At 67.4% G+C, this 20,345-nt stretch carries 20 protein-coding genes and 2 tRNA genes; 17 read left to right on the top strand and 5 right to left on the bottom strand.

What is annotated here, in order from left to right; all coding sequences use genetic code 11:
• Nucleotides 1–3 precede the first annotated feature (3 nt).
• The 11 genes from V3B30_RS06145 to V3B30_RS06095 all read left to right on the top strand — a co-directional run bounded on the left by V3B30_RS06145 (nucleotide 4) and on the right by V3B30_RS06095 (nucleotide 11,719).
• On the top strand, nucleotides 4–2,403 hold the full coding sequence (locus V3B30_RS06145; protein ID WP_262084452.1) for a DNA internalization-related competence protein ComEC/Rec2: 2,400 nt from the start codon (nucleotides 4–6) through the stop codon (nucleotides 2,401–2,403).
• Nucleotides 2,404–2,406: 3 nt separating this feature from the next.
• Nucleotides 2,407–3,069: a MotA/TolQ/ExbB proton channel family protein gene (locus V3B30_RS06140; protein WP_100471854.1), complete on the top strand. Its 663-nt coding sequence runs from the start codon at nucleotides 2,407–2,409 to the stop codon at nucleotides 3,067–3,069.
• A 3-nt stretch (nucleotides 3,070–3,072) separates the two neighbouring features.
• The gene (locus V3B30_RS06135) at nucleotides 3,073–3,495 is read left to right on the top strand and encodes a biopolymer transporter ExbD (protein ID WP_100471855.1); all 423 of its coding nucleotides are present in this window, start codon (nucleotides 3,073–3,075) and stop codon (nucleotides 3,493–3,495) included.
• Entirely contained in the window at nucleotides 3,492–5,240 is a 1,749-nt protein-coding gene (gene msbA / locus V3B30_RS06130) for a lipid A export permease/ATP-binding protein MsbA (protein WP_100471856.1), read from the top strand. Before V3B30_RS06135 ends, msbA begins: the two co-directional genes overlap by 4 nt.
• Nucleotides 5,240–6,259, top strand: coding sequence for a tetraacyldisaccharide 4'-kinase (lpxK, locus tag V3B30_RS06125; RefSeq protein WP_262084451.1), 1,020 nt, complete (start codon nucleotides 5,240–5,242; stop codon nucleotides 6,257–6,259). The genes msbA and lpxK overlap by 1 nt, the downstream gene beginning before the upstream one ends.
• A gap of 75 nt (nucleotides 6,260–6,334) precedes the next feature.
• On the top strand, nucleotides 6,335–7,108 hold the full coding sequence (gene kdsB / locus V3B30_RS06120) for a 3-deoxy-manno-octulosonate cytidylyltransferase (RefSeq protein ID WP_262084450.1): 774 nt from the start codon (nucleotides 6,335–6,337) through the stop codon (nucleotides 7,106–7,108).
• Nucleotides 7,105–7,593 (top strand): low molecular weight protein-tyrosine-phosphatase, encoded by a 489-nt coding sequence (locus V3B30_RS06115; protein WP_262084449.1) that lies wholly within the window; start codon nucleotides 7,105–7,107, stop codon nucleotides 7,591–7,593. Before kdsB ends, V3B30_RS06115 begins: the two co-directional genes overlap by 4 nt.
• Nucleotides 7,590–9,002: a hypothetical protein gene (locus V3B30_RS06110; RefSeq protein ID WP_100471860.1), complete on the top strand. Its 1,413-nt coding sequence runs from the start codon at nucleotides 7,590–7,592 to the stop codon at nucleotides 9,000–9,002. Before V3B30_RS06115 ends, V3B30_RS06110 begins: the two co-directional genes overlap by 4 nt.
• The gene (gene uvrC, locus V3B30_RS06105) at nucleotides 8,999–10,843 is read left to right on the top strand and encodes an excinuclease ABC subunit UvrC (protein WP_100471861.1); all 1,845 of its coding nucleotides are present in this window, start codon (nucleotides 8,999–9,001) and stop codon (nucleotides 10,841–10,843) included. Before V3B30_RS06110 ends, uvrC begins: the two co-directional genes overlap by 4 nt.
• An 18-nt stretch (nucleotides 10,844–10,861) precedes the next feature.
• Nucleotides 10,862–11,488, top strand: coding sequence for a CDP-diacylglycerol--glycerol-3-phosphate 3-phosphatidyltransferase (gene pgsA / locus V3B30_RS06100; protein WP_012510614.1), 627 nt, complete (start codon nucleotides 10,862–10,864; stop codon nucleotides 11,486–11,488).
• Between the two features lie 155 nt (nucleotides 11,489–11,643).
• Nucleotides 11,644–11,719: transfer RNA gene (locus tag V3B30_RS06095), tRNA-Gly, on the top strand.
• A 149-nt stretch (nucleotides 11,720–11,868) separates the two neighbouring features.
• Here the strand turns inward: V3B30_RS06095 and V3B30_RS06090 are convergent.
• Nucleotides 11,869–12,318 (bottom strand): hypothetical protein, encoded by a 450-nt coding sequence (locus V3B30_RS06090; protein ID WP_164089515.1) that lies wholly within the window; start codon nucleotides 12,316–12,318, stop codon nucleotides 11,869–11,871.
• 363 nt (nucleotides 12,319–12,681) lie between these two features.
• On the opposite strand from V3B30_RS06090, the gene V3B30_RS06085 reads away from it, so the two are divergent.
• Together V3B30_RS06085 and V3B30_RS06080 are read left to right on the top strand one after the other, a co-directional pair.
• The gene (locus V3B30_RS06085) at nucleotides 12,682–13,788 is read left to right on the top strand and encodes an NAD(P)/FAD-dependent oxidoreductase (protein ID WP_262084448.1); all 1,107 of its coding nucleotides are present in this window, start codon (nucleotides 12,682–12,684) and stop codon (nucleotides 13,786–13,788) included.
• Nucleotides 13,789–13,901: 113 nt separating this feature from the next.
• A tRNA-Gly gene (locus V3B30_RS06080) sits at nucleotides 13,902–13,977 on the top strand.
• A gap of 69 nt (nucleotides 13,978–14,046) precedes the next feature.
• On the opposite strand, the gene V3B30_RS06075 is transcribed toward V3B30_RS06080, so the two are convergent.
• A complete protein-coding gene (locus V3B30_RS06075) occupies nucleotides 14,047–14,586 on the bottom strand; it encodes a hypothetical protein (protein WP_262084447.1) in 540 nt (179 codons plus the stop codon).
• On the opposite strand from V3B30_RS06075, the gene V3B30_RS06070 reads away from it, so the two are divergent.
• Genes V3B30_RS06070 through V3B30_RS06055 form a run of 4 tightly spaced genes read left to right on the top strand, consistent with a single transcriptional unit; the run spans nucleotide 14,585 to nucleotide 18,834 of the window.
• On the top strand, nucleotides 14,585–16,048 hold the full coding sequence (locus V3B30_RS06070) for a TolC family protein (RefSeq protein ID WP_262084446.1): 1,464 nt from the start codon (nucleotides 14,585–14,587) through the stop codon (nucleotides 16,046–16,048). The two genes, V3B30_RS06075 and V3B30_RS06070, sit on opposite strands and share 2 nt — an antisense overlap.
• The gene (locus tag V3B30_RS06065; RefSeq protein ID WP_100471864.1) at nucleotides 16,045–17,184 is read left to right on the top strand and encodes an ABC transporter permease; all 1,140 of its coding nucleotides are present in this window, start codon (nucleotides 16,045–16,047) and stop codon (nucleotides 17,182–17,184) included. Before V3B30_RS06070 ends, V3B30_RS06065 begins: the two co-directional genes overlap by 4 nt.
• A gap of 10 nt (nucleotides 17,185–17,194) precedes the next feature.
• The gene (locus tag V3B30_RS06060) at nucleotides 17,195–17,923 is read left to right on the top strand and encodes an ABC transporter ATP-binding protein (protein ID WP_100471865.1); all 729 of its coding nucleotides are present in this window, start codon (nucleotides 17,195–17,197) and stop codon (nucleotides 17,921–17,923) included.
• Entirely contained in the window at nucleotides 17,920–18,834 is a 915-nt protein-coding gene (locus V3B30_RS06055; RefSeq protein ID WP_262084445.1) for an HlyD family efflux transporter periplasmic adaptor subunit, read from the top strand. Before V3B30_RS06060 ends, V3B30_RS06055 begins: the two co-directional genes overlap by 4 nt.
• A 6-nt stretch (nucleotides 18,835–18,840) precedes the next feature.
• Here V3B30_RS06055 and V3B30_RS06050 read toward each other — a convergent pair whose 3' ends face one another.
• From V3B30_RS06050 to V3B30_RS06040, 3 genes are all read right to left on the bottom strand, one after another.
• Nucleotides 18,841–19,227, bottom strand: coding sequence for a hypothetical protein (locus tag V3B30_RS06050; protein WP_157804595.1), 387 nt, complete (start codon nucleotides 19,225–19,227; stop codon nucleotides 18,841–18,843).
• Between the two features lie 186 nt (nucleotides 19,228–19,413).
• On the bottom strand, nucleotides 19,414–19,851 hold the full coding sequence (locus tag V3B30_RS06045; protein WP_262084444.1) for a hypothetical protein: 438 nt from the start codon (nucleotides 19,849–19,851) through the stop codon (nucleotides 19,414–19,416).
• The gene (locus V3B30_RS06040; protein ID WP_262084443.1) at nucleotides 19,844–20,248 is read right to left on the bottom strand and encodes a hypothetical protein; all 405 of its coding nucleotides are present in this window, start codon (nucleotides 20,246–20,248) and stop codon (nucleotides 19,844–19,846) included. Before V3B30_RS06040 ends, V3B30_RS06045 begins: the two co-directional genes overlap by 8 nt.
• Nucleotides 20,249–20,345 lie beyond the last annotated feature (97 nt).

The following is a 20,345-nucleotide window of genomic DNA, read 5'->3' as shown; positions in this document are numbered from 1 at the left end:
TTCATGGCCGATCAGCGTTCCCCGTCTCCCTTGCTGGGCAGCGGCTCCGCTGCGGCGCTGACGCTGGGCGCGCTGGCCTGCGTGCAGCTGCCGCTGCTGCCGCCGCTGTGGGTCTGTACGGTGATGTTCGTGCTCGGCAGCGCAGGGTGGGGGCTGCGCTGGCGTGGGCGTCTGCCCGCGGTCTTCCTGTTCGGTGCCGGCTGGACGGCGATGCACGGGCACTGGGCCTTGCAGCACCAGCTGCCGCCGGACCAGCCGGCACGGAATGTGCTGGTCAGTGGCCGGGTCATCGATCTGCCGGATCGCGGGGTCGCGCGCACCCGCTTCCTGCTGCAGGTCAATGAGAGCAGCGAACTGCCATCACTGCGTGGCAAGCGTCTGCAGGTCACCTGGAACGATGCCTGGCATGCCCGCACTGCCACCGGCGCTGAACCTGGGCGGCATCGGGTCCGGGCCGGTGCGCAGTGGCATCTGGCCCTGCGCGTGCGGGCGCCGCGTTCGCGGATCAATCCCGGTGGTTTCGACGGTGAGCGCCATGCGTTGCTGCGTGGCGTGTCCGGCAGCGGGACCGTGCGGGCGCCGGCCAACGCGCGTGAGCTGCAGGCCGCGCATGGCCTGCCAGCATGGCGTGAACGCACCAGTGCCGCCATCGCCGCGCAGGTGGCCCATCCGGCCGCACGCTTCGTGCAGGCGCTGGCACTGGGCGATACGCGTGGCCTGTCCGATACCGATTGGGATCAGCTGCGGGCACTGGGACTGACCCATCTGGTGGCCATTTCCGGGTTCCATGTCGGAGTGGTGGCGGGGCTGGGGGCGCTGCTGTGCCGGGGGCTGTGGTGGCTGTGCCCGCTGCTGGCATGCCGTTGGCCACGTCCGCAGGCGGCGGCCTGCGCCGCGGCCCTGGCCGCAGCAGGCTATGCAGTGCTGGCCGGCGGCGAGTTGCCGACCGTGCGCACGGCGCTGATGATCGGGTTGATCGCATTGGCGCGCAGCGGGCGGCGCCCGCTCGGTGCGATGCAGGGGCTTGCGTTGGCGGCGCTGGCGCTGTTGCTGCCGGCGCCCCTGTCGGTGCTGTCGGCGGGTTTCTGGCTCAGCTTCGGCGGCGTGTTGTGGCTGGTGTGGTGCCTGCCGCAGGGGCGTCCGCGCGGCATCGTCGCCAGCCTGCGCGGGTTCCTGGCCGCACAGGGTGTAGCCAGCGTTGGCTTGGTGCCGCTGGGCATCGCGCTGTTCGGTGGCACCGCCTGGCTGGGGCCGCTGGTGAACCTGCCGGTCATTCCCTGGTGGACCCTGCTGGTGGTGCCGCTGTCGCTGCTCGGTACCGGCCTGCAGGTGCTGTCCGAGGGGGCCGGGCGCTGGGTGTGGAGCGCTGCGGCGTGGTTGTTCGAGATCAGCTGGCAGGCCCTGCAGCCACTGGCGGTGCATCCGCAGGCGATGTGGTGGCTGGCCGAGGCGCCGGCCTGGGCCGTGCCGGCGGCGCTGTTGGGCGTGTTCTGGTGGCTGCTGCCGCGCGGCGCCGGGGGCGGGCTGGCCGGCTTGCTGTTGTGCCTGCCACTGCTGTGGCCGTTGCGCGAGCGGCCGGCCGAGGGAGCGCTGGAGCTGCTGGTGCACGACGTCGGCCAGGGTACGGCGGTGTTGCTGCGCACCGCGCGGCATGCGCTCTGGTACGACGTGGGGCCGCCGAGCGGGGACGAGGGCAGCGAGCGGGTCCTGGTTCCAGCACTGCGTGCGCTGGGCCAGGCTCCGCCCGACCGGGTGCTGCTCAGCCACGACGACCTCGATCATGCCGGCAACCTGCCCAGCCTGCGCCTTCAGCTGCCGGGGCTGCCGCTGCTGGCGCCGCCGGGCAGTGCGATCACCGGCGCCCAGCGCTGCCAGCGGGGCCTGCGCTGGCACTGGGACGGGGTCGATTTCCAGGTGCTGCACCCGGATGCGGGCAGCCAGCGGGCCGAGAACGAAGACAGCTGCGTGCTGCGCGTGGCCAGCCCCCATGGCGTGGTCCTGTTGCCCGGGGACATCGGCCGTCCGGCCGAACAGGCGCTGTTGCGGGCGTCTCCGGCGGCGCTGAAGGCGGATGTGGTGCTGGTGCCGCACCATGGCAGCAGCGGCAGCTCCAGCGCGCCCTGGGTGGCGGCGGTGTCTCCACGGCTGGCGCTGGTCTCGGCCGGGCACCAGAATCGCTTCGGCCACCCGCGGCAGGACGTGGTCCGGCGCTGGCAGGCGCAGGGGGCCGAGGTGGTGTCCACCGCAGAGTCCGGTGCGATCCGCGTATGGCTTGGCGCACAAGGGCTGCAGCTGCGTGAACAGCGTATCCATGCATCCCGGTGGTGGGATGCCGCTGGGCGGGCGCGGTCGGCTGCTATCCTATCGCCGATCGAACAAGCGGCCGTTGGGCCGGAGGGTTGAAACGTGTGGGAACTCGTCAAGGCCGGTGGCTGGCCGATGGTGCCGCTGCTGCTGTTGGGCGTACTGGCTTTGGCGATCATCCTGGAGCGTTTCTGGTCCCTGCGGCGAACGGAAGTGCTGCCGCCCGGCCTCGGCCAGGAAGTGCGCAACTGGGCCGCACGCGGCAAGCTTGACCCGGCGCACCTGCAGACCCTGCGGGCCAACTCGCCGTTGGGCGCGCTGCTGGCCGCGGCGCTGGAAGCCCGCAACCGTCCACGCGACCAGATCCGCGAGCGCATCGAAGATACCGGCCGGCACCTGGTGCACCGCATGGAGCGTTTCCTCAACGCACTGGGCACCATTGCCTCGGCTGGCCCGCTGCTGGGCCTGCTGGGCACGGTGATCGGCATGATCCAGATGTTCCTGGGCATCCTCGACCATGGCGTGGGTGACGTGAACCAGCTGGCCGGCGGCATCGGCAAGGCGCTGGTGTGCACCGCCACCGGCATGATCGTGGCCATCCCGGCGCTGATGTTCCATCGCTACTTCAAGGGCCGCATCCACGGCTATGTGGTGGAGATGGAACAGGAAGCCAGCGCCCTGCTGGACACGCTCGACGGTCGCCCGGGGGTGATGAACCCGTCGCCGTCGGCGCGCCCGGCCAGCGCCGCCACGGCGAAGGCCTGATCGATGCGTATCGGCAATGACCGATCCCAGGATGAGCCGCATATCGATCTGGTTCCGTTGATCGATGTCATCCTGGTGCTGATCATCTTCTTCGTGGTCACCACCACCTTCGATGCGCGCTCGACGCTGCAGGTGCAGCTGCCGACCGCCAGCCAGCAGCCCAACAACGAGCCGCCGCGTTCGCTCAGCGTGCTGATCAACGCCGAAGGCCGCTATTTCATCAACGACCAGGAAGTGCTGCGCAACGATGTAGAGTCGGTCAAGCAGACCATCGCCGCCGTTGCCGGCAGTGATCGCAGCCAGCCCGTGCTGCTGCGCGCCGACGCGCGTACTCCCTACCAGGCCGTGGTGACTGCGCAGGACGCGCTCGGTCAGCTCGGTTTCCGTCGTATCGCCATTGCAACTGCGCCAGAGGTGCGTCCATGAGTTCCCATCACGCGCCGGTGTGGCCGATCTACAAACGTCTGCTGGGCTATACCCGCACCTACTGGGTGTTCATGGTGGGCGCGGTCATCGCCATGGTGGTCGAAGCCCTTGCCGGCTATCACTTCACCAAGCTGATGGAGCCGCTGGTCAACGAGGGTTTCGTCGATCCGCAGCCGCGCGCGGCCGTGGTGCTGCCGCTGACCATTCTTGGCCTGTTCCTGATGCGCAGCGTGGCCACCTGGGTCAGCGACTACACGCTGGCCAAGACCGGCCGCAGCGTGGTCCGCGACCTGCGTGAGCAGGTGCTGCAGAAGTACCTGCACCTGCCGTCGTCGCACTTCGATACCGAAGCGACACCGGTGATGGTCAGCCGCCTGAACTTCGATACCGAACAGGTCACCCAGGCCAGTGCCGATGCACTGAAGACCGTGGTGGCTGACACCCTTACCATCGTCGCGATGCTGGCGGTGATGCTGCAGATGAGCGTCAAGGTCACCCTGGCGATGCTGGTGGTGGTGCCGTTGATCGGCGTGATCGTGTCCTACGTCGGCAAGCGCTACCGGCGCATCAGCCGCGGCATCCAGGACGGCATGGGCACGATGGCGCAGACCGCCGAGCAGTCGCTGGCTGCGCAGCAGGAAGTGAAGGTGCATGGCACCCAGCAGCACGAGATCTCGCGCTACTCGCGCCTGGCCAACCGGATGCTGGCGCTGAACATGAAGGTCGAGATCACCCGCGCTGCCGCCTCCAGCGTTGTGCAGTTCCTGGCCGCACTGGCACTGGCGGTGATCGTATGGGTGTCGACCCGCGAAGCACTGGCGGGCCGCCTCAATGCCGGCCAGTTCATGGGCCTGATGACCTCGATGATGGCCATCATTCCCTCGCTGCGCCGCCTGACCAGCGTACAGACCTCGATTTCCCGCGGCGTTTCTGCGGCCGAGCGCCTGTTCGGCATCATCGACATGCCGGTGGAGCGTGACGAGGGCCGGCACCGCGTGCAGCGTGTGCGGGGTGAATTGGCGTTCGACCACGTCATGCTGCGCTACCGCGAAGACAGCGGCATCGCCCTGGACGACATCAGCTTCGTTGCCAGGCCGGGCACGGTGACGGCCATCGTCGGCCGTTCCGGCAGCGGCAAGACCAGCCTGATCCGGCTGGTACCGCGTTTCTACGAGCCCAGCGGCGGTGTCATCACCCTCGATGGCGTGGCCCTGGACGACTACCCGCTGGCCGACCTGCGCCGCCAGGTGGCGATGGTCGGCCAGAAGGTGATGCTGTTCGACGACACCATCGCCGCCAACATCGCCTATGGCATGGACGCGACCGACGAGCAGATCCGTGCGGCGGCCGAAGCCGCCAACGCCTGGGAGTTCATCGCACGCATGCCGCAGCAGCTGCAGACCCCGGTGGGCGAGAACGGCGCGCTGCTGTCCGGTGGCCAGCGCCAGCGCCTGGCGATTGCCCGCGCGATCCTGCGCGACGCTCCGATCCTGATCCTCGACGAAGCCACTGCGGCGCTGGACAACGAATCCGAGCGCCTGGTGCAGGATGCGCTGCAGCGCCTGATGCCGGAACGCACCACGCTGGTCATCGCGCACCGCCTGTCGACCATCGAGCATGCCGACCAGGTGCTGGTGATGGACCATGGCCGCATCGTTGAACGCGGTACCCACAAGGAGCTGCTCGAACTGGGCGGCCTGTACCAGCATCTGCACAGCATGCAGTTCCGCGAAAGGCAGGACTGATGGCCGGCAAGGGTACCCAGACCCCGCCGTACTGGTACGACGGCAGCCCGGTTCCGTGGACGATGCGCCTGCTGGCGCCCCTGTACGCCGGTGTCACCGCACTGCGCCGGCGGGCCTACCGGCGTGGCTGGCGCAAGCGCCACTCGCTGCCCGTGCCGGTCATCGTGGTCGGCAACATCACCGCCGGTGGTACCGGCAAGACGCCGCTGACCATCGCCCTGGTCGAGCGGCTTCGCGCGGCTGGCTGGAAGCCGGGCGTGGCCAGCCGCGGTTATGGCCGCGAAGAGGCCGATAAACCGTTGTGGGTGCAGGCCGATACGCCGACTGCCAAGGGCGGTGACGAACCGGTGCTGATTGCCTGGAAGACCGGCGTGCCGGTGCGCGTGGACCGTGACCGCGTCGCCGCCGGCAAGGCGCTGGTCGAGGCCGGCTGCGATGTGATCGTCTGCGACGATGGCCTGCAGCACTACCGGCTGGCCCGCGACATCGAGATTGAAGTGGTCGATGCGCAGCGCCGCTACGGCAATGGCCGGATGATTCCGGCCGGGCCGTTGCGCGAGCCGGTCAGCCGTGCCAGTGAATGCGATTTCCGCGTGGTCAACCTCGGCCAGGCCGATGAGGAAACCGCGACCCAGGCCTGTGGCTTCGGCCAGTGGCCGATGGCGCTGCACATCGACAGTGCACAGCCGCTGGCCGGTGGCCGCGCCCGCCCGCTGGCGTACTTCAAGGGCCAGCGCGTGCATGCAGTGGCCGGCATTGCCCATCCCCAGCGCTTCTTCGACATGTTGCGCGCGCGTGGGATCGGCGTGGTGCCGCACGCATTCGCCGACCACCAGGCCTACCAGCCGCAGGACCTGTCCTTCGGTAGCCAGTTGCCGGTATTGATGACCGAGAAGGACGCGGTGAAATGCCGTGCGTTCGGCAACGACTGGCACTACGCGGTTCCGCTGCGCGCCGAGCTGCCTGCGGCGTTCTGGGTGGCGCTGACCGATCGCCTGGACAAGCTGCGACCGAACTGAGTGGCGCGGCGGCGCTTGCATTCACGCGCCGCTGGCCGCATTCCCGTTGTAACGAGCCTGCCGAGTACCGCCCGCATGACTGAATTCGTCGTCGCCATTCCGGCCCGCTATGCCGCCTCGCGGTTGCCGGGCAAGCCATTGCGCCCGCTGGGCGGCGAGCCGCTGGTGCTGCATGTGGCGCGCCGCGCGCTGCAGGCCGGTGCCCGCGAGGTCTGGGTGGCAACCGACGATCAGCGCATTGCCGATGCGCTGTCCGGGCTGGCCGAGGTGAAGGTGGCAATGACAGCGACCACGCACGCCTCCGGCACTGATCGGCTGGCCGAGTGCGCGCGCACCGCCGGCTGGGCCGATGACACGGTGGTGGTCAACCTGCAGGGCGACGAACCGTTCGCGCCGGCGGCCGGCATCCGCGCGGTGGCCGACGCACTGGCCGGTGGCAATACGCCGATGTCGACCCTCGCCACGACCGTCGAGGACGCGCATACCCTGTTCGACCCGAACGTGGTGAAATTGGTGCGCAACGTGCGCAACGAGGCGATGTACTTCAGCCGCGCGCCGATCGCCTGGCACCGCGACGGTTTCGCACGCAGCCGAGACGCGCTGCCTGAAGGCCATGCCTGGCTGCGCCACATCGGCATCTACGGCTATCGTGCCGGCTTCCTGCAGCAGTTCGCGGCGATGCCGCCGGGCCAGCTGGAGCAGGTCGAATCGCTGGAGCAGCTGCGTGTGCTGGAAGCGGGCTACCCGATCAGCGTAGCGATCTCGCCCGAGCCGTTCCCGCCGGGCATCGACACGCCCGAGGACCTGGAGCGCGCCGAGGGGCTGCTGCAGGCGATGGCGGCGCGATGAGGCTGCTGGTCGTCTGCCTCGGCAACATCTGCCGTTCGCCGATGGCCGAAGGAGCGCTGCGCGCACGCCTGGATGCCTCGCCGCTGGCCGGGCAGGTGCAGGTTGATTCGGCTGGCACCGGCGACTGGCACGTGGGCGAGCCGCCGGACCGCCGCGCGGTCGCCTGCGCGGCCGGACACGGCGTGGACATCGGCGGCCTGCGCGCACGCCAGCTGCAGGCCGTGGATTTCGACCGTTTCGACTGGATCCTGTGCGCCGACGAGGCCAACCTGCGTGATGCCGGTCGCCTGGCGTCGGCGGCCCAGCGTGAACGGCTGGCGTTGTACCTGCCCTGGTCGGGCGGGCAGGGGCGGGTAGCGATCCCTGATCCCTACACCGGCGGCAGCGATCATTTCGAACAGGTCTGGTCGCTGGTCGACGATGCTGCAAAACGTGCGGTGGCACGACTGTTGCATGACGCCGACTCCGGCATAATCGGGTCATGAACGTCCAGCCCGTCCCGGACCTGCCCGAGTTCGCCACCTGGCTCAATGCCACCCCCTGTACCCTGACCGAACTGCGCGGCCGGCCGGTCGCGCTGCTGTTCGTCAATGCGGCCTCCGCCTGGAGTGCGCAACGCCTGGCCGAGTTCGGCCAGTGGCTGTCGCGCCACCCTGGCAAGCTGCAGCCGCTGGTGCTGCAGGTGCCGCGCTTCGATTTCGAGCGCGACGCCGGTGCCGCACTGAAGCTGTTGCGCCGCCAGGGCCTGGCCATGCCCGTGCTGCTCGATGCCGACTGGGATGGCTGGCGCCGCTTCGGCGTTACCGCCTGGCCGACCATGGTGCTGCTGGATGCGCAGGGCCGCGAACAGCAGCGGCTGGTCGGGCAGGGCGCACCCGGTGAACTGGAGCGCGCCTTGAATGCGCTGTGCCAAGGGGGCCCTTCGGCGCCGCCGCGCGGCGGCAGCGAACTGCATCCGGAGCCCCGACAGGCCCTGCGCTTCCCGCTGGGGCTGGCGGTCAGTACCGAGCGCCTGTACATCGCCGACAGTGGCCATCACCGCATCCTCGAATGCAGCCATGGTGGCCGCATCCTGCGCCAGTTCGGCCTCGGCACCGCTGATTTCATGGACGGCAACCTGGCCGAAGCGGCGTTCCACCGCCCGCAGGCGCTGGTGCTGGAACGCGATTCGCTGTACGTCGCCGACACCGGCAACCACGCCGTGCGCCGTATCAACCTGTTGACCGGCATCGTCGACACGCTGTGTGGCAACGGGCGCCCCGGTGCGCCAGTGGAAGGCCCGGTGGCGCAGGCGCGGCAGGTCTCGCTGGACCATCCGGTCGGACTGGCCATCGCCGACAACCAGCTGCACATCGCGATGGCCGGCGACAACCGCATCTGGAGTTACCACCTGGGCCAGCGCAGCCTGCAATGGCGCGCCGGCAGCGGCTCCATCGACGAGCGGGATGGCAGTGGCCATCTGGCCGCCTTTGCACAGCCGACCGCGCTGGCCGTGGTGCAGCAGGTGCTGTACGTCGCCGATGCGTTGGGGTCCTCGATCCGCGCGCTGCAACTGCGCGGCGACCTGGTACAGACGCTGGTCGGGCAGGGGCCCTGGCGCTTCGGCAGTGAAGACGGCCCGCGCGCGCAGGCCAGCCTGCAGTTCCCGCAGGCAATCGCATTGAGCGCGGACGCTCCGCTGTTGTGGATTGCCGATACCGGCAACGGTCGCCTGCGCACGCTGCGTCTGGGCGGCGGTGAATTGACCACCCAGTCGTTGCCGCGCCGCCTGCATGGCCCGGCCGGCCTGGCGGTGGGCGCCGGTGCGGTGTGGATTGCCGAGACCGACGCCCATGCCGTGCTGCGATTCGACCCCGACAGCGGCGTGCTCAGCGAAGTCCCGATCAGCGAATGACCGACGTTCCAGCCCCGGCCTTCGACGGCAAGGCCTTCGCGGCACAGCTCAGCACCGCCCCCGGCGTGTATCGCATGTATGCGGCCGACGACACCCTGTTGTACGTGGGCAAGGCGCGCGCGCTGCGCAACCGTGTCGGAAGCTACTTCAACGGCAGCCCGAAGAATGCGCGGATCATGTCGATGATCTCGCAGATCACGCGCATGGATGTGACCGTGACGCGCTCGGAAGCCGAGGCGTTGCTGCTGGAAAACCAGCTGATCAAATCGTTGTCGCCCCGATACAACGTCTCGTTGCGCGATGACAAGACCTACCCGCATGTGCTGCTGACCCGCGAGGACTGGCCGCGCATCGCGCTGCATCGCGGCCCGCGCGCCATTCCTGGCCGCTACTTCGGGCCGTACCCCGGCGTTACCGCCGTGCGCGAAACGCTGAACCTGATGCACAAGCTGTTCAAGCTGCGCAGCTGCGAGGACAGCGTGTTCCGCAACCGTTCGCGGCCGTGCCTGCAGTACCAGATCGGCCGTTGCAGCGCACCCTGCGTGGAGCTGGTGCCGGCGCCGGACTATGCCGAATCGGTGCGCCGCGCCGCACTGTTCCTTGAAGGCAAGAGCGACGAGCTGACACGTGAGCTGGGCGAGCAGATGCAGGCCGCCAGCGAGGCGCTGGAGTTCGAGCAGGCTGCGCGCCTGCGGGATCTGATCTCCTCGTTGCGCAGCATGCAGACCCGCCAGTACGTGGACGGCCGCGCCGCCGACCTGGACGTGCTGGCGGTGGCCATGCAGGGCTCGCAGGCCTGCGTGCTGCTGCTGGCGTTCCGCGATGGCCGCAACCTCGGCACCCGCCCGTTCTTCCCCCGCACCAATGGCGAGGAGAGCCCGGAAGAAGTGCTGGCCGCCTTCGTCTCCCAGTACTACGTCGAATTCGAGCCGCCGCGCGAGATCCTGTTGGATCGCGAGATTCCCGATGCCGATCTGCTGGTCGCCGCGCTGTCGGCCTCGGCCGAGCGCAAGGTGCAGCTGAAGTGGAATGTGCGCGGCGAGCGCGCTGGCTATGTCGAGCTGGCCAGCCGCAACGCGCAGCTGACCCTGGCCACCGAACTCAACAGCCGCAATGCGCAGCACGCGCGCAGCGATGCGCTTCGCGACATGCTGGGCCTGGCCGAGCCGGTCAAGCGGGTCGAGTGCTTCGACATCAGCCATACGCTGGGCGAGGCCACCGTGGCCTCGTGCGTGGTGTTCGACGCCGCGGGCCCGGTGCGCGCGCAGTACCGCCGCTTCAACATCAGCGGCATCGAGCCGGGCGACGACTACGCCGCCATGCGCCAGGCCATCGACCGCCGTTTCCGCCGCGCGGTGGAAGAGCAGGGCGTGCTGCCGGACGTGCTGCTGATCGATGGCGGCGCGGGCCAGCTGGCGCAGGCGCAGGCCGCGCTGTCCGACCTGGGCGTGGAAGGCGTGCTGCTGGTGGGCGTGGCCAAGGGCGTGGAGCGCCGCGCCGGCCATGAAGCGCTGGTGATGCCCGATGGCCGCGAGCTGCGCCCGGGCGCGGCCAATCCGGCGCTGCAGTTCATCCAGCAGGTGCGCGACGAGGCGCACCGCTTCGCCATCACCGGCCACCGCGGCCGCCGCCAGAAGGCGCGGATGACCAGCAAGCTGGAGGACATTCCAGGAATTGGGCCGCGTCGCCGCGCCAGCCTGCTCAAGCATTTTGGCGGCCTGGTCGGCCTGAAAGCGGCCGGCGAAGCGGAAATCGCCAAGGTGGAAGGCATCAATGACGCCCTCGCGGCACGTATCTACGCTAACCTGCACGGGTTGGCCACGCCTGATGCGGCCGAGTAGAGAGAGAAGCACGCAAGCATGAAGTTGACCCTGCCCACCTGGCTGACGTTGTTGCGGATCGTGATGATCCCGGTGCTGGTGCTGGTGTTCTACCTGCCTTACACCTGGACCAACTTCGCTTCGGCGGCGATCTTCGGCCTGGCCGCGATCACCGACTGGCTCGACGGCTGGATCGCCCGCCGGTACCAGCTGGAGTCGGCCTTCGGTGCCTTCCTAGACCCGGTCGCGGACAAGCTGATGGTGGCGGTGGCGCTGTTCCTGATCGTGCAGGGTCACCCGACGCCGTGGATGGCGTTCTGGGCGGCGGTCATCGTCGGCCGCGAGATCGCGGTATCGGCGCTGCGCGAATGGATGGCCGAGCTGGGCCAGCGCGCCAAGGTGCGCGTGGCGATGATCGGCAAGGTCAAGACCACCGCGCAGATGGTCGCGCTGCTGTGCCTGCTGTATTCGGTGGCCCCGAACGTCCCGGTGGAAGACATCTGGATGGGCTGGCCGGTGTTCCACATCGGCGACTGGACCCTGGCGATTGCCGCCGTGCTGACCCTGTGGTCCGGCCTGCAGTACCTGCACGCCGCCTGGCCGAGCCTGCGCGACGATGAGCGCGCGGCACGCGAGCGTGCGCGGCAGAAGAAGCTGGGCAACTGAGCCCCAAGGTCGGATCCCTTTCCTCAGGAAAGGGCTCTGACCCCATCAATGTATCCATCCACGCATGGCGTGGATACGCGGCGCCGGGCGCGTCGCAGACCCTGAAAAAAAGCGCTTGACGCCATCCTTGGAATAGGTAAAATTTCGCCTCCCAAGCGGGAATAGCTCAGTTGGTAGAGCGCAACCTTGCCAAGGTTGAGGTCGCGAGTTCGAGTCTCGTTTCCCGCTCCAGATTCAAGAAAAGCGCTCCCGAAAGGGAGCGTTTTTCGTTGTGGGCCATCAAGTTGCCCTAAGATGATTTCGACCGGGGTCTGAGAGTTGCTCGATGTGGTGAGCATCACCATCTGCTTGCCAAGCTGGGTGCATTGCAGGAAGAGGGCCTAGAGCGGCAACCCTCCGGAGACAATCGCCAGTTTCCCGTGCTTGTCGAATGTCATATGGATTCGATAGTTGTCGCGTATCCAGCGCATACGGCTGTTTTCTGGGTTCTTCCATTCTGGTTCGCCAAACATTGACAGGATATCGTCCCTGGCTCGGCCGAAAGTGAGGCTGTGGGGCAAGACGCCTTGGTAAATGGAAAAGTCCCCAATCTGCCGTCCGTAGTAGCGAAAGTTGGATAGCACTAGCGCGTTGGTCGGATAGTCGCGGGTAGGGGAGACCAAAGATTCAGAATCCGAGAGCGTCAGCTCGATACCTAGTGACTCGTTCGACAGGTAGGCATCGGTCCATTCGAACTCCATCACGGGAACTTCGACTATGCCAAGTTCCATCAGGAGGTGTTGGATTTCTTCTTCGCCGTAGTAGTAGCCAAGATGGTCAAAGTGATCCATTTGCGTTCTCTAGTGTTTTGGTCCGGGATGGTCGCTCGTCCCTGACTTTCATTGGGAGAAGACGTTGCGTGGAGTGCTCAGTTCCCTGCCGGCCGATTGCCTCGATCAATAGCTTCTGTAGATGCTCAACTGCAGCCTGTCGTTCTATGTGACGGGTATCGGATTGGTTGGTAATGGCCAGGACTGGCTAGGTGATTCACTGGCCGTGAAATATTGACTGTCATCCTGATTCAGTCCATGCAAGATTTCCGAAATGCTGCCTGATCGGGAAGAGGGGGCTTCATCCCCACTTCACCGCCACTCCTTCGCCTCACCACGCGGCAGTTCGAAGCTGCATTTCCGTTCCTTCAGGACGATGCAGCCATGTCCCAAACTCCTTCCGCCTACGACCACGACGTGGTCATCGTCGGCGCCAGCTTCGCCGGTGCCGCCTGCGCATTGGCTGCTGTCCAATATGGTCTGCGCGTCTGCGTGCTTGAACGCAAGGCCGACCCCGGCGAACGCCTGCACACCACCGGCATCGTGGTGAAAGAGGCGATGGAGCAGGCCTGGTTGGGGCGCATGCCCGAACACCTCGTGCAACGCGTCGCGAATGTGCGCCTGTATGCGCCGAACCTGCGCAGCGTGTTGCTGGCCGCGCCGGGCTACTACTTCCTCACCACCGATACGCCGAACCTGATGCGCTGGTTGGCCAGCGAACTGCGCGCGAACGGGGTCGACCTTCGCCTGCAGCAGTCTTTCACTGATGCCCATCGCAGTGGTGACGGCTGGCAGGTGGATGGGGCAGGGCGATGCGCCTATCTGGTCGGCGCCGATGGCGCACGTTCGCGCGTGGCCCAGCGCACCGGACTCGGGCAGGTGCGCGACAACCTCTTCGGCGTCGAGCGTGAGTTTGCCGGCCGTCAATTGCCGCAGGGCGATGCGTTGCATTGCTTCGTCAGCAAGCGCTACGCGCCGGGCTATATCGGCTGGGTCGTGCAGAATCCAACCGGCCTGCAGGTCGGCTTGGCGCTGCGGCATGATCCGCAACAGGTACGGCCGCCGGATATTGATGGCTTCCTCGGCCACGTGCGCGATGTGGTCGGCATTCCGCCTTCAGCGCGTCCTTCGGCCACCCGTGCCGGCCTGGTGCCCTGTGGTCGGCCGGATGGGCCGATCACCGGCCATCGCCTGATCCTGACCGGTGACGCCGCCGGCATCGTCTCGCCGCTGTCGGCTGGCGGCATCCATTCCTCGTGGCGGCATGGCTGGGCGGTCGGAGAGGCGATTGCCCGCCATCTGCGCGGCCAAGGGCCGGACGCCGAACGGGTGGCGCGGCAGGCCGCCCCGGCCTTCCCTGGCAAGCGCCTGCTGCGCTGGGCGATGGACCATCTGCAGGCCGACTGGCCGCTCAATGCACTGCTGCACACGGGCGCCACGCGGCGTATCGCCGAGCAGATCTACTTCCATCGCCGTGGCCTGCGCCCCTGAGGCCAGGGCCCAGGGCCTGAACGCCGCACCGCGATGCACCTGAAAATTCCTGTTGACGCCGTGCAGCAATATCGACACAATAGCGCTCCTTCGACGCAGGTCGAACGAAATCTGCGGGAATAGCTCAGTTGGTAGAGCGCAACCTTGCCAAGGTTGAGGTCGCGAGTTCGAGTCTCGTTTCCCGCTCCAGATTCAAGAAGAACGCTCCCGCAAGGGGGCGTTTTTCGTTTGTCACACGGGTTTCATCGCAGGGGGGCGCTAGCGCGGCTTGCCGGGCAGGGGGCTGCACCAGGTCCGGGCGTCATGCTGGTCGAAGCCGGGGCAGCGGCTGTCCCGCGGGATGTAGACGTAGGGAACATCGACTTCGTAGGTGAAATGGTAGTAGTAGGTCCGGTCCTTCCCGTACAGCCAGTAATTCGACGAGCCTTCATTGATGGCATAAGGCTCGAAGGTGAGGATCGAGGATTCGGCAGGAATGAAGTTGCTGCGCTCCATCAGGAGCAGCAGGACGTTCGAGGCCAGTGGGGTGGTCAGCGCGACAACGAGCGCACCGGCGATCAGTGACGTAATCGAGGCAGTCAGTAGCCCGGCATGGGTACGATTCACGGGCAGGCAGCATCGAGGCAGGGCGACGCCGCAATGTGCAATACGCAGTGGAGGGCGTCCAGTGTTCCGTGCTGGGAACGCATTGAAAGCGTGGTGAAAGACTGGGGCAGCATTGCCTGAACCGAACGCCTGTTGTGACTGATTTTCGACCAGTTCTCCATGTTTGCTCCACAATCCCACGGTAGCCTTCATGCTCCTTCTACACGTTGGCGGGCTGGTGGTCAGGCGTATCAGTTCAGTGGCAGTGCCCAGGGCCGGGCACGGACTTTCCCTGCATCCAGTGCTCCGCCCCGCTGCGTTGTTGGCAAGCCTGGCCCTGGCCGGTTGCATGCCGGTGCTGGTGCCGGACCTGCCTGATCGCACGCCCAGCACCTGGACCCGGGTGCCGCAGGGCCAGGGCGTGGCCGTGGACGCCAAGCAGTGGTGGAAAGTGCTGGCCGACCCGGCGCTGGATGGACTGGTCGATCAGGCCATTGCCGGCAACCTCGACCTGCAGCAGGCCACGCTGCGCCTGCAGGCCGTGCGGATCGTCGCCGGCACGTCGGACTCGCGTTTCCTGCCCGAAATCTCGGCCAGCGCCAAGCAGGTGCAGGACGCCGCCGCGGTCGACACCTATTTCCACGCAGGTATCGAAGCGATCTGGGACCTGGGGCTGTTCGGCGCTGCCGAGAGCGCGCAGCTCAGCGCGCAGGCCTCGGCCGGGAATGCCGAGGCGCTGCGCAATGCCGCGCAGGTGGCGGTGATTGCCGACGTGGTGCGCAGCTATCTGGATCTGACCATGGCGCAGGCCCAGCAGGATCTGCTGGTGCGCCAACAGGCCGTGGACGATCGCGGCGAACAACTGGCGCTGGTCCGCCAGCGCCTGCGCCTGGATGAGCCCGGCGAACTTGATCGCCTGCGTGCACGCCAGGCCGCCACCCGTGCGGCGACGGCGCAGGCCCGCGAGACTGCGGACAACGCTGCCCGTGCGTTGGCCTTGTTGCTGGGACGTGATGGCCCGGACCCGGCGTGGCGTGCCTATCGCACGCCGCCGACGCTGGGCGCATTCTCGCTGCAGCAGGTCCCGGCCGATCTGCTGCGCCATCGGCCGCAGATCCTGCTGGCCGAATCGGAGGTGATGCAGGCCGCGGCCAGCAAGGGCTCGGCGCGCGCAGCGATGTATCCGCGGGTCAGCCTCGGCGGCTCCATCCTGTACGCGTACAACCTCACCCAGAACGCCCGTTCCAATTCCGATTCCAGTCCGTCGATCGGCCCGTACGTCGATATTCCGCTATGGGACTGGGGCCAGCGTCGCGCGCGCTTCCACGCCGATGAAAAGCAGCTGGATGCCGCGCTGCTTGGCTACCGCAAGGCGGTGCTCGAAGGTGTGAGCGAAGTGGAAGGCGCGCTGGGCAGCCTGGCGCGGCAGGAAAGCAGCATCCAGTCGCTGCGTGCGGCCGATGATGCCGCGGGCCAGCATGTCAAGCGCCAGGCGCGGCAGGTGCAGCTTGGCCTGTCCAGCGAATTCGATGGGCTCGACACGCAGCGTGCCGCACTGGCCGCGCAGGCCGATCTGATCGGTGCGCAGGGCGCGCGCGTGCTCGCATTCGCCTCGCTGTACCGCGCCCTGGGCGGCGCGCCGCTGCCGGTCGAGCCTGAGGGCGGCTCGCAATGATCGCGCTGGCCCGCAAGACCCTGGCCTACGAGTGGCGCCGGTTCCTGCCGGTGGTGCTGGCGATGTGTTTCGCCGGCGTGCTGTTGATCGTGCAGGCGGCACTGGTGCTGGGTATCTTCGGTACCGCGGCGATCTACGTGAAGGCATCCTCCGCCGATATCTGGGCCGGTTTCCCTGGCACCCAGAGCGTCAATTACGGCCATGCCATCAGCGCGGATGTGGAAAGCCATCTGCGCATGGATCCGGACGTCACCCGCGTCGAACCCTACGAATGGGTCGATGGCGAGTGGCGTTCCAGCGCGCAGGGTACCGGCAACGTGTCGGTGTACCTGTCCGGCATCTCTACCCGGGACGACGCGATGATGTTCGCGCGCATCCTGCCTGCCGACCTGCGCGCGCAGCTGCGGGAGCCGGGTGCGGTGATCGTCGACAGCGCTGACCTGGACACGCTGGGCGTGGACCTGCAGAACAACCGTGCGTGGATCAACGGCAAGGCGGTGCGCGTGGTGGCTGCACAACCGGGCCTGCGTGGCCTTGGTGGTGTCAACGTGCTGGCGTCGCTGGATACCGCGCGCGCCATCGCGGGTACCGATCCGCACGAGGGCAGTACCTATTTCGTGGCGGGCCTGCGCTCGACGGACCTGGCCGACCGTGTGCGCGACCGCCTGGCCGCGTCGATGGGCCAGGCCACGCCGGTCGAGTTCTGGACCGCACCGGAGTTCGCCAGCCGTTCGCAGCAATACTGGCTGTTCGATACTGGCGCCGGCATCGCGGTGCTGTTCATGGCGGTCATCGTCTGCTTCGTCGGCGCGGTGATCACCAACCAGTCGTTTGCTTCCGTGGTGGCTGGGTCGGTACGCGAATACGCCACGCTCAACGCACTCGGTGCCGGGCGCTATGCACTGGCGCGGGTGGTGTTCGAGCAGGCATTGCTGATCGGCGGCGTGGGCATGTTGCTGGCGGCGGCGTTCAGCACCGTCGTGCTGTTGATCGCACAGACGCAGCGCGTGCCGGTGCAGCTGACGCCGATGGTCATCATCGGCTGCGTGGCGCTGGTCGCGGTGATGGCCATGCTGTCGAGCATCATGGCGGTACGCAGTGTCGTCCGCTCCGATCCATCGTTGCTGCTGCGTTGAGGGCCGGCCGATGATTTCTACACGCGCCGCCGCCCCGACCCTGCAGGCCGACGCACTGGAAAAGGGCTTCATGTCCGGCGACGTGCAGGTGCCGGTGCTGCGCGGCCTGTCGCTGGACATCTATCCCGGCGAGCTGACCCTGGTATCGGGCCCGTCCGGCTGCGGCAAGAGCACGCTGCTGTCGTTGCTGTCCGGCCTGTCTGCGCCCGATGGCGGCCGCGTGCACGCACTCGGCCAGGACGTGGGCCACATGACGCGCAGCGAAGTGGAGCGCTTCCGCCTGCACCATGTCGGCTTCGTGTTCCAGGGCTTCAATCTGTTCCCGGCGCTGACCGCGCTGGAACAGGTGCAGTTGCCGCTGGGCTACCGCGGGATGAGCAATCGCGAAAGTGAACCGCTGGCCCGCAGGGCGCTGGAAGAGGTGGGCCTCGGCCACCGCAGCCACATGCGCCCGGCGCAGTTGTCCGGCGGTGAGAAGCAGCGTGTGGCCGTTGCCCGCGCATTCGCCAAGTCGCCGACGCTGATCTTCGCCGACGAACCGACCAGCGCGCTGGACGCCGAGAACGGCCAGCGCGTGATCGACATCCTGCACCGCTACGCACGTGCACATGGCGCCACCGTGCTGTGCGTGAGCCACGATCCGCGCCTGATCCGGCATGCCGATCGGGTGATTGCCATGGAAGACGGCATGGTCCGTGATGACCGCCGCCAGAACGAAACTGTAGAGCCCGCCCCATGACCAAGATGTTGTACCTGCTCCCGCTCAGCCTGGCCCTGTCCGCAGCGTTCCTGCTGGGTGCCTGTTCCAGGGGCGTGCCTGCCCAGGCACCCGCAGCCAAAGCCAGCACTGCAACCGCAAGCAAGGTCGCGGTGGCGCGCGGCATCATCGACGTCGAGGGTGGCCTGGTTGCGCTGGCGCCACCGGTGGATGGCTCGATCACCGCCGCGCCGGTGAAGGAGGGCGCCACGGTGAAGAAGGGGCAGCTGCTGCTGTCGCTGGATGGCGCCCTGCTGCAGCAGGAGGTGGCGATGGCCACTGCCGATCTCGCTCTGGCCAATGACCGCCTGAAGGGCAGCCAGGCGCAGCTGCGCGAACTGGAGCGCAATGCCACGCGCCTGTCCACCGGCGCCAGCGAAGGTGTGTCGTCCAACCAGCAGGCCGATGCGGCCAAGCAGCAGCTGGCCGCTGTGCGCGCTGATGTCGACGTGGCCGGTGCGCAGGTTGACATGGCCCAGCACAAGCTGGAGCACGCGAAACTGAAACTGCAGCAGATGTCGCTCAGTGCGCCGGAAGCCGGCACTGTGGTCGGCCAGGTGCCGGGCCTTGGTGCGTTCGTGCAGGCTGGCAAGCCGGCGATTTCGCTGCTGCCGGCGCGCCCGCTGCAGGTGCGTGCGGAACTGAGCGCCGCCTACGCCGATGCCGTGCAGGTGGGCATGAAGGCCACCGTGGTGCCGGACAGCGATGGTGCCGAGAGCACCAGCGCACTGCCGCCCGCACGCGTGGTGCGCATCAGCCCGGTGTTCGCGCAGGCACGCCTGCCTGAAGATGCCGGGCGCGGCGTGGCCAAGGTCGTGGAGTGCGTGCTGGAATTCGACGGTGAGGCCAAGGTGCGCTTCGGCCAGCACGTGCGGGTGGAGTTCCGGAAGTAGATTCGATCAGCCGTTGGGCCAGCGGCGTAGGCGCGGCCAGTACTGGACGGGGACGATGATGGCAAGGGTCAGCAACATGCCTGCGCTGAGCGCCTGCAGCCACTGGGAGTGCAGGCCGCGCACCGGGGGTTGATGGATGGCGGACACGCTCCATAGCAATGTCCAGGCGAGCAGCGGTACCAGCATGATCGTCAGCCGCAACCACAAGCGAAAGAGAGACCAGGGCCGGAGCAGCAACGCAACGACGACGATCTCTCCCAGGCAAAGCATCGAGAATCCAATGACGGCTTGCAGCGGATAGGTTGGTGTCGTGCTTCTTCCCAGGCGTATCTGCCAGTGATCGGGTTGGAAACCAGCGTGCACGAATCCGGCAACAAGCAGCAGCCAAAGCATGGCCAGGCACAAGCAGAACATCCGGGGAGGCCGAGGGAGGAGCGCGCGGGGCGACATTGACGCAGGCCCATTCGAAGGAGGGGCGACAAACTTCCCGCCGCTACCGGGGTTGCGTACATGCAATTGATACGAAATTCTGTGCGTGGCGGCCTGCAGGTGGATCCGTGCAGCGGCCATGCTCCCTGCCTAGGGTTGCGTTCCACGCCGCGCCCTGGCAACTGCCTTCGCTGCACTCACTGCCGATACCGCGCAAAGCGCCAGCAGCAGCCCCACGTCCAGCAGCAGCAACCACAGCAGATGCGTGCCATGCACCGGCGGCTGGTGCATCGCCGACAGCATCCACGGCACCGACCACACCACCAGCAACGCGAACGCGATCAGCAGGCGCAGCCACAGCCGCTTCAGTTTCCATGGGCGCACGATCAGTGCCGCCACCACCAGCTCGACGGCGCCCAGCAGCGCGAACACGATGACGGTGCTGGTCGGGTAGGGCAGCTCGGCGCCTTCCAGGTGGTGCAGCAGCCAGTAGTCCGGAGTGAAGCCGGCATTGACCAGTGCAGCGATCAGCGCCAGCCAGGTCAGTGCGACCAGCAGCCAGAACAGGCGGATGTAACGTCTAGGCATCGGCGGTGTCCGTGGTCGGGCGGGAGGTCCCGCGCGACGAGTAGCGCAGGCTTGCCACGATGGCGGCCAGTGCCAGCAGGCTGGGCCCGGCGGTGAAGTAGAGCAGGCGCAGCGGGTGGTTGTGCATCAGCGTCCAGGTCGCGAAGGCCAAGGGAATGGCCAGCACCAGCAGCTTGGCGCAGAGCGGTCGCAACACCGCGATCATGGGCTGGGCGCCTAGGAACATCCAGAAAAGTTGGAACTGGGCGATGCCCAGGCTGATGCCGCGACCGGAGGTGAAGCCGACATGGTCGCGATACCAGTTCATTCCCAGCGGAATCAGCGCCGAGTACAGCAGCGCCACCAGCAGCAGATGCAACAGCAGGGCGATCAACAGGGGCTTGCCGCGAAGGAACATGGGCGAACGGGGCCGGGCGGGGCAGCGTACCCCAGTGCGGACGCCCATGACCGCATGATGTGAAGACTGTTGACGGCGTGAAGGAATTTGGACACAA

It is taken from the genome of Stenotrophomonas sp. SMYL41, assembly GCF_036319965.1.
GTDB classification, from domain to species: Bacteria; Pseudomonadota; Gammaproteobacteria; order Xanthomonadales; family Xanthomonadaceae; genus Stenotrophomonas; species Stenotrophomonas maltophilia_R.
The sequence above is the reverse complement of the archived record's forward strand: the minus strand, read 5'-3'. Positions and strand labels throughout refer to the sequence as shown.